The organism is Tildeniella sp., from assembly GCF_059505325.1.
The window spans coordinates 202,206-209,345 of record NZ_JCACKI010000073.1 but is presented as its reverse complement, the minus strand read 5'-3'; the positions used below and the strand labels follow the sequence as shown (position 1 = coordinate 209,345).

At 51.7% G+C, this 7,140-nt stretch carries 7 protein-coding genes; 4 read left to right on the top strand and 3 right to left on the bottom strand.

Annotation, left to right across the window (positions count from 1 at the left end; all coding sequences use genetic code 11):
• Nucleotides 1–156: 156 nt before the first annotated feature.
• Nucleotides 157–984 carry a COP23 domain-containing protein gene (locus tag AC5JO6_RS26995; protein ID WP_496084130.1) on the bottom strand — a complete coding sequence of 276 codons (828 nt, stop codon included), beginning with the start codon at nt 982–984 and terminating at the stop codon, nt 157–159.
• Between the two features lie 420 nt (nt 985–1,404).
• On the opposite strand from AC5JO6_RS26995, the gene crtR reads away from it, so the two are divergent.
• Both crtR and AC5JO6_RS26985 read left to right on the top strand, forming a co-directional pair.
• Entirely contained in the window at nt 1,405–2,406 is a 1,002-nt protein-coding gene (gene crtR, locus AC5JO6_RS26990; protein WP_496084129.1) for a beta-carotene hydroxylase, read from the top strand.
• Between the two features lie 153 nt (nt 2,407–2,559).
• Nucleotides 2,560–2,940: a phage holin family protein gene (locus AC5JO6_RS26985; protein ID WP_496084128.1), complete on the top strand. Its 381-nt coding sequence runs from the start codon at nt 2,560–2,562 to the stop codon at nt 2,938–2,940.
• Between the two features lie 207 nt (nt 2,941–3,147).
• On the opposite strand, the gene aroH is transcribed toward AC5JO6_RS26985, so the two are convergent.
• Together aroH and sppA are read right to left on the bottom strand one after the other, a co-directional pair.
• The gene (gene aroH / locus AC5JO6_RS26980) at nt 3,148–3,552 is read right to left on the bottom strand and encodes a chorismate mutase (RefSeq protein WP_496084127.1); all 405 of its coding nucleotides are present in this window, start codon (nt 3,550–3,552) and stop codon (nt 3,148–3,150) included.
• 171 nt (nt 3,553–3,723) lie between these two features.
• The gene (gene sppA, locus AC5JO6_RS26975; protein WP_496084126.1) at nt 3,724–4,563 is read right to left on the bottom strand and encodes a signal peptide peptidase SppA; all 840 of its coding nucleotides are present in this window, start codon (nt 4,561–4,563) and stop codon (nt 3,724–3,726) included.
• A gap of 405 nt (nt 4,564–4,968) precedes the next feature.
• Between sppA and AC5JO6_RS26970 the strand changes: the two genes are divergently transcribed.
• Complete coding sequence (locus tag AC5JO6_RS26970) at nt 4,969–6,054, top strand: DMT family transporter (protein WP_496084125.1); 1,086 nt, start codon at nt 4,969–4,971, stop codon at nt 6,052–6,054.
• The gene (locus tag AC5JO6_RS26965) at nt 6,051–7,139 is read left to right on the top strand and encodes a glycosyltransferase family 4 protein (RefSeq protein WP_496084124.1); all 1,089 of its coding nucleotides are present in this window, start codon (nt 6,051–6,053) and stop codon (nt 7,137–7,139) included. The genes AC5JO6_RS26970 and AC5JO6_RS26965 overlap by 4 nt, the downstream gene beginning before the upstream one ends.
• Nucleotide 7,140: the final 1 nt, after the last annotated feature.

The window sequence follows — 7,140 nt, the reverse complement described above, 5'->3', positions numbered from 1 at the left end:
GCTGACCGCTGACCGCTGACCGCTGACCGCTGACCGCTAACCGCTGACCGCTAACCGCTGACCGCTAACCGCTGACTAAACCAGCAAAGACTAAAAAAGCCCCGCAAGACGCAGGGCTAATCGTTCGTTAGAGTCTTTGAAAATTGGACGTTCAGCTTAACGGAAGTTGCCAGGGTTCAGCCGCCGAGGGCTTGGTACCTTGGATGCACCACTTTGCAGCTTTTCACCAGTACCACCGTCCCGGCGATCGAGAAACGGACGCAGGTTGATGCCGTCTGAACTGCTGGCGGATGGGCTGGTGTTGGACAAACCACCGATCGCGCGTCCGATTTGATCCACAATGCTATTACCGCCGCCACCAACATAGGTATTCACACCCTGAGTTTGCTGCCCACTATCGGCAACGGTCAGGTTTTGAAAGACGCGATCGCGCGTCGATGCAGGATCTTGTCCATTTGGCACGGTCAGCACAATACGGCAACTAGAAACCTTCTCGGTCGTTACACAAACAGTGTTATAGCCGTTCTCTACACTCGTCTTCATTTCCAATAGCCCATCCGGTCGATACGACTCCAGACGACGGCTAATCTCCGTGCAGCGACGATTGGGATCCCAACCGCCACCCATATTGCTGGGCACCGCCCAAGGGTAGGACTGTGAGGGTTGACTTTCGGGGTGATACATCACAGTGTATTGACCGCTTGCCATCTCACACGTGAAACGGGCACCAGAAGCCGTTGTTGTCGTTGAGCCACTGCCAGGACTGGTCGTCGAACCGGGTCGCTGAGGTTCTGTGTTGACAATGACATCACCAGAATCAGGTGCTGTACTTTGGGCAACCTGTAAAGCAGGCAGTGTGCGAGCGAAGGTCGGTGTGGCGATCGCGCCACTACTTCCTAAAAGCAAGGCAACACCCAAAGAGACTCCCAATCCGTTAAAAGACGACGCAGAACGACCCAAACCTCTTCCTATCGGTAACGACATAGCAAAAACCTCAAAAATACTGCGATGACTGAAGCGACGATGACAAAATTGGTCGAACGTTTGCGAGTGACAGCCGAAGACCTCAGGGGCAAAAGAGACGTTTGGCAAAGGAAGTGAACGATCGGGTCTCATACGGTTGCCGCTGAAAAGTTCTCTCCTCACTGGTAGTGACCACTTTAGCTAACTCAAAGTTCCCAAAAACAGAACCGATCCAACGGATAAAGCCAGCGCTTTCACCTTTAGCACACCGGGCTGAAACGTCTGATACCAAGCTCACAGCATCATTCTATCGTTTGCTTTATAACTACATGCACAGATGTAGCCAAGTTTAAATTAGTGGAGCTAATTTCACAAAACTTTATTTTCAAACAGTAGGTATCGTATACTACGCGTTGGTGATTAGCAGGAGCAGAACCGTAAATGTCGGAGGCAATGAAGCCCCTGACGGTGCCCAAGGAATTGCTAGGTCCTCCCGGCGATTTCAATCCAACGCTGCTGATGTTCCTTAGCTCAGTGGTGCTGGCGTTGGTCTCTACTCTGGGTTACTTTTGTTGGCATTGGTATCACTGGTGCAGCTTTCTACTCAATTTTGTAGCGCTGCACATGGTTGGTACTGTGATTCACGATGCCTGTCATAACGTGGCACATCGCAATCGATCTCTCAACGCTGTTCTGGGTCATGCCAGTGCGTTGATGCTCTGTTTTTCGTTTCCGGTCTTTACGCGCGTTCACATGCAGCATCATGCCCATGTGAATGATCCCCACAATGATCCCGACCATGTCGTTTCTACGGCTGGTCCGTTGTGGATTATCAATGCTCGGTTTCTGTATCACGAGTTCTACTTTTTCCAACGCAAGCTATGGCGAAAGTATGAACTGTGGGAGTGGGGTGTTGCCCGTGTGATCCTTGGTGCGATCGTGTACGCGTCATTCCGGTTCAGTTTTACCGATTACGTCTTCAATTACTGGTTTGTTCCACTTGCGCTTGTCGGTTTGGCGCTAGGGTTGTTTTTTGATTATTTACCGCATCGCCCGTTTGATGAACGCGATCGCTGGAAGAATGCAAGAGTGTATCCCAACACGGTTTTGAATTGGCTCATCATGGGGCAGAACTACCATCTGGTGCATCACCTTTGGCCCTCTGTTCCCTGGTATAACTATCAACCTGCTTACTTCGCTACCAAGCCGTTGTTGGACGCTAAAGGGTCTCACCAATCATTGGGTATACTCCAAACGCCAAAAGACTTTTTTGGCTTCCTTTACGATGTGGTGCTGGGCATTCGCTTCCATAAACGGCAGCCAATAGTCCCAAAGTTTTGTAAAGAGACATTGGTTGTACAACCCGTTTGCTCCGACGAGATAGCCGAAGTTGAAGCGGTTAAACCGTTGCTTGCAGGGCAGTCTACGCCGTCCTCAACGTGAAATGTCCGATCGCCACTGCAACCGTTTGGATTTGCGAGTGATTGCGATCGGGCGCTCAAAATCTATCCGGGTAGAGATACTCCCCTCAGTCATTCCTTCAATAATGTATCCATAGCAAGAGCCGTAACTCTTAGTAAATTTGAGGGAAAAACTATGGTCGGAAATCTTTTAACCCTGTTGGCTACAGCCCTTAGCCTGCTTGTTGTCGATCTCGCCGTTCCTGGAGTCGATATTGCTACCTTCCCTGCAGCTCTAATTGCAGCGGTGTCGATCGGGCTAGTTAACGCATTCGTCAAGCCCATCCTGTCTATTTTGTCTTTACCGCTTAACTTCCTCACCCTGGGTCTCTTTTCTCTGGTGGTAAATGGCTTGTGCTTCTGGCTGGCATCTGTGCTGGTACCCGGCTTCAGAGTCGATGGTTTGTTAGCCTTCATTCTTGGTCCTGTAGTTCTGTCCCTGGCAAGCACGTTTTTGAACAAGTACTTTGCAGAGCGCAATGCAGACGTGATTACTGAAGCTAAGCCTGAGGTTTAGGAGTCTTCGTCTGGAGGAACATTCGATGTGACATGTCTCCAGACGATGCGGTGAATACCCATCCAGACAGGTGTTGATCGCTGGGCAGCACGTTGAACGTGGGGTGCTGTCAAACATCTAAATAACGAGTATGGATTTTGAAGTAACGCCGCGAGGGTGTCAACGGACACGTTTGCGGCGTTGCGATCGATCGAGGGACACCAAACTCTACAACGTCGATTTTGATATGAAAGCAGCTTGCGCGATCGTCCAATCGGGTCGCAAGCTCTTCGCGTGACGTAGATAGGGATGGTAAATCTCAAGGTCTGGATTAGGCGTGTTGAAATGAATGAGAAAGCGGATGCAGCGCTCCAGGCTTCCTTCGACGTGCATCTGTTGTACGTCTAGCAGCGGCACATTTGACCAATGCGGACGTTCACGGGCGATCGATGCTGGGAAGGTCGCATCCAAATCGCGCGTGGCAGAAAACGTAGCGCTGACAATTTCGTTCGGATCTAATTGGTTGTAGGCTTCCAGTTCGTCTAGCAGTTCATGCACTGCTTCTCGAATCGCCTCAATGGAATTGTCTGAGACTGTTGTTGCCCCACGCACTGCTCGCACTTTCCAACCCACGCTCAATCCTCCGCGCCTTTCAATGGTATCCAGAACATCGCTGCGCTCCCCTGGCTGTTAGGAAACGTCAGTCTCAATCATGGCTGATCTTAATCATGGCTGCAAATACTCAGCATGGCAGCTAGCATGTGAGTTTCCTTACCAAGACTTTGCGTTTCAGGTGAAGTGCTTTTAAGGGCGATAGAGCCAGAGCGGTAATCCGTTCGTCGCTAATTCAAACTCTAACCACTCAATGCCCGTTGTCAACCCCGGCAACGTCGCAAGTTGTCCCAACTCGCTCGACTCTCTTGAAAAAAGCCGATTGAGCAAGGGCTTGCGTTCTTCTAGCGTGAAGCAACGGGTTTTTTCGGGGTCTAGCCCTGCTAACTCTGCTGCCCAACAGCGTGCGTCTTCTTCGGTACCCAGGCGATCAACCAAACCCAACGCCAACGCTTGCTGCCCTGTAAACACGCGTCCATCGGCGAAGCTTCGCACGGTTTCAACCGCTAGCTTGCGCCCGTCGGCGATCGTTTGCACAAACTGCTGATAGCTCACATCAATCAGCTCTTGCAGGATGGTTTTTTCGGGTTCGGTGATTTCGCGATCGAACGCCAGAATATCCTTATAAGGACCCGACTTCACCACTTTGAACGAAACCCCCACTTTGTCCAGCAGTCGCTCTAGATTATTTCCCCGCAAAATCACCCCAATGCTGCCTGTAATTGTGCCAGGATTCGCCACAATATGCTCGGCACCCATACCGATGTAAACTCCGCCAGACGCTGAGATATTGCCAAAACTTGCCACAATTTTGGTCTTACGCTGCAAGCGCTTCAAGGCTTCGTAAATTTCCTGCGAATCGCCCACCGTACCGCCGGGGCTGTCAATCCGCAATAACAAGGCTGGAAAGCGACGTTCTTCAACCGTTTTGAGTGCTTCCAGGACACGTTTACGCGTTGCACCTGCGATCGCGCCATTGATTTCAATTCGCGCAATTTGTTTCTGAAACCGAGGCTTAAAGGGCCAAATCATAGTGAGTCAGGAGACGATGGGTCAACGTTAATGAACAGAGCAACCAGAGGAAAAGGCGCGATCGTCCTTATGAGCAGACGACAAAACTGCCTCAAGCAATTCCTGCCGGGTTGTTTCCAATGTGCTCAGACTCCAGTGTGCCTCATTACCTCACGATTGAACTGAAGGTCAAGCGATCAACTAACGCAACGCCGATTGATGTTAGGGGTTGACTTGCAGCCATCAAACAGCCTCAAGCTCAGTGTTCAAAACAGCCACGATCGCAACTGACCAAGTAAAATACCAGTGAATTTACAGCGATCGTTCTCTAAGTTACTTAACATAAGTACAAGATTGGCTACAATAGCAAAGGTTGATTGAGTCAACTACGCGTTCATTCGTTGCCTGCAAAGCCACGCCTGTCTCATGAATTCAAAGCTTACTCCAGCACCACAAGGTCTCTTCCCCGGTGGCATGGCTGCTCCACTGCTGCTCATTGCGCCGTTTTTCTTTTGGGGCACTGCTATGGTCGCCATGAAAGGTGTTATCCCCAACACAACGCCACTCTTCATGGCAGGTGTGCGGCTCGTACCTGCCGGGGTACTGGTGTTGGGTGCTGGCATGTTGATGGGCAGACCACAGCCTAAGGGCTGGACAGCATGGTTGTGGATTCTGCTGTTTGCCATTGTGGATGGCGCACTGTTTCAGGGCTTTTTGGCGGAAGGATTGGCGAGAACAGGCGCTGGCTTGGGATCGGTAATGATTGACTCGCAGCCGCTAGCAGTCGCGTTGCTGGCATTGTGGCTATTTGGTGAGCGCATCGGGCTGTGGGGATGGCTGGGGTTGCTGCTCGGGGTCATTGGCATCAGTCTGCTGGGCTTGCCGGAGGATTGGCTTATGGGCGTTTGGCAACAGCGATCGCTGCCCAACGGTCTACAGCTTGGAGCCAATCTCATGCATGATCTGTTTCAAAACGGACAGTGGCTGATGCTGTTAGCAGCTTTATCGATGGCGGTCGGCACGGTGCTGATGCGCTATGTCAGTCGTCACGCCGATCCCATCACCGCTACAGGTTGGCACATGATTTTGGGTGGACTCCCCCTCTTCGCCCTATCGTCAGGGTTTGAAGCTGATCAGTGGACGTATTTGGATTGGTCAAGTTGGTTGGCAATGGGTTATGCAACTGTGTTTGGTAGCGCGATCGCCTATGGGCTGTTCTTCTACTTTGCGTCCAGTGGTAGCCTGACAAGCCTCAGTTCATTGACCTTCCTCACACCCATTTTTGCGCTCTTATTTGGCAACCTGTTCTTGTCCGAACTGCTGAGTCCGTTGCAATGGTTTGGGGTCAGTCTCACATTGGTCAGCATTTACTTTATTAATCAGCGCGATCGTCTGTCAGCCAGATTCAGCCGCGTTTCTACCGCTTCAATGGATGTGGCTGCGTTGTCTGAAACAGAAACCCTCCCCTTGGGAGAATTGGCAACAGTAACGATGCCAGCGGAACCAGAATGAGCGCGACGGTGCGACCCTTACGGCTACTCTTGCTATCGACCTCTGTGGGAGCGCTGGGTTCGGGTTTGGGCGGTGGGGTTGAACTGACGTTGCACAACATTGCCAGGACGTTGAGCCTGCGGCAACATACAGTCAAAATCGTTGCGCCGCTTGGCTCGGTATACGCCGCTGCCCCTCTGGTAGAAATTGAGGGAGCCTTGCAAACGACTGCACAGAGTGCCGGACGGGATGCACCGATCGCCATGCCTGCCGACGCTCTCTTAGCCAACATGTGGACGTATGCCCGTCAAGTGCAGGATCAGTATGATGTGCTCGTGAACTTTGCGTATGATTGGCTACCGTTTTACCTAACGCCCTTTTTCGATCGCCCGATCGCTCACTTAGTCAGTATGGGTTCGCTGACGGACGCGATGGATAAGGTGATTGGGCAGACGATCGCGCAGTTTCCAGAGAGCATTGGAGTCCACAGCCGAGCACAAGCAGACACCTTCACCTTTGGCGCACAATGCCGCGTACTGGGCAACGGGTTTGATTTGTCGCTTTATGAATTTTGCGCGCGACCAGAGCGTAGTCTTGCTTGGGTGGGTCGTCTTGCGCCCGAAAAAGGGTTAGAGGATGCCGTTGCTGCTGCTCAAGCGACTCAACTACCGCTCAAAATTTGGGGCATTATGCAGGATCCGTCCTACTGGCAGCAGATTCAGCAGCGTTACCCTACGGCACCGATGACCTATGAAGGGTTTCTGCCAACGGCTCAACTCCAGACGGCATTGGGCAATTGTCAGGCTCTGATCATGACCCCACGTTGGGTTGAAGCGTTTGGAAACGTGGCGATCGAAGCACTCGCCTGCGGTGTACCCGTCATTGCCTATCGGCGTGGTGGACCTGCGGAAATTGTGCAGCATGGCAAGACAGGTTGGCTCGTAGAACCAGACAATATTGCTGAACTGGTAGAGGCGATCGCTCATTTAGGCGAAATCGATCGTCATACCTGCCGACAACAGGCAGAAGCAGATTATTCTTTAGCCGCGATGGGCGATCGGCTCGAACAGTGGTTTGCAGCCATGCTGTCTCAATCGGGTTGCTGAT

Coding starts and splice junctions, on each gene's coding strand:
- AC5JO6_RS26995 (WP_496084130.1), bottom strand. CDS start 984: ATGTCGTTACCGATAGGAAGAGGTTTGGGTCGTTCTGCGTCGTCTTTT.
- crtR (WP_496084129.1), top strand. CDS start 1,405: ATGTCGGAGGCAATGAAGCCCCTGACGGTGCCCAAGGAATTGCTAGGT.
- AC5JO6_RS26985 (WP_496084128.1), top strand. CDS start 2,560: ATGGTCGGAAATCTTTTAACCCTGTTGGCTACAGCCCTTAGCCTGCTT.
- sppA (WP_496084126.1), bottom strand. CDS start 4,563: ATGATTTGGCCCTTTAAGCCTCGGTTTCAGAAACAAATTGCGCGAATT.
- AC5JO6_RS26970 (WP_496084125.1), top strand. CDS start 4,969: ATGAATTCAAAGCTTACTCCAGCACCACAAGGTCTCTTCCCCGGTGGC.
- AC5JO6_RS26965 (WP_496084124.1), top strand. CDS start 6,051: ATGAGCGCGACGGTGCGACCCTTACGGCTACTCTTGCTATCGACCTCT.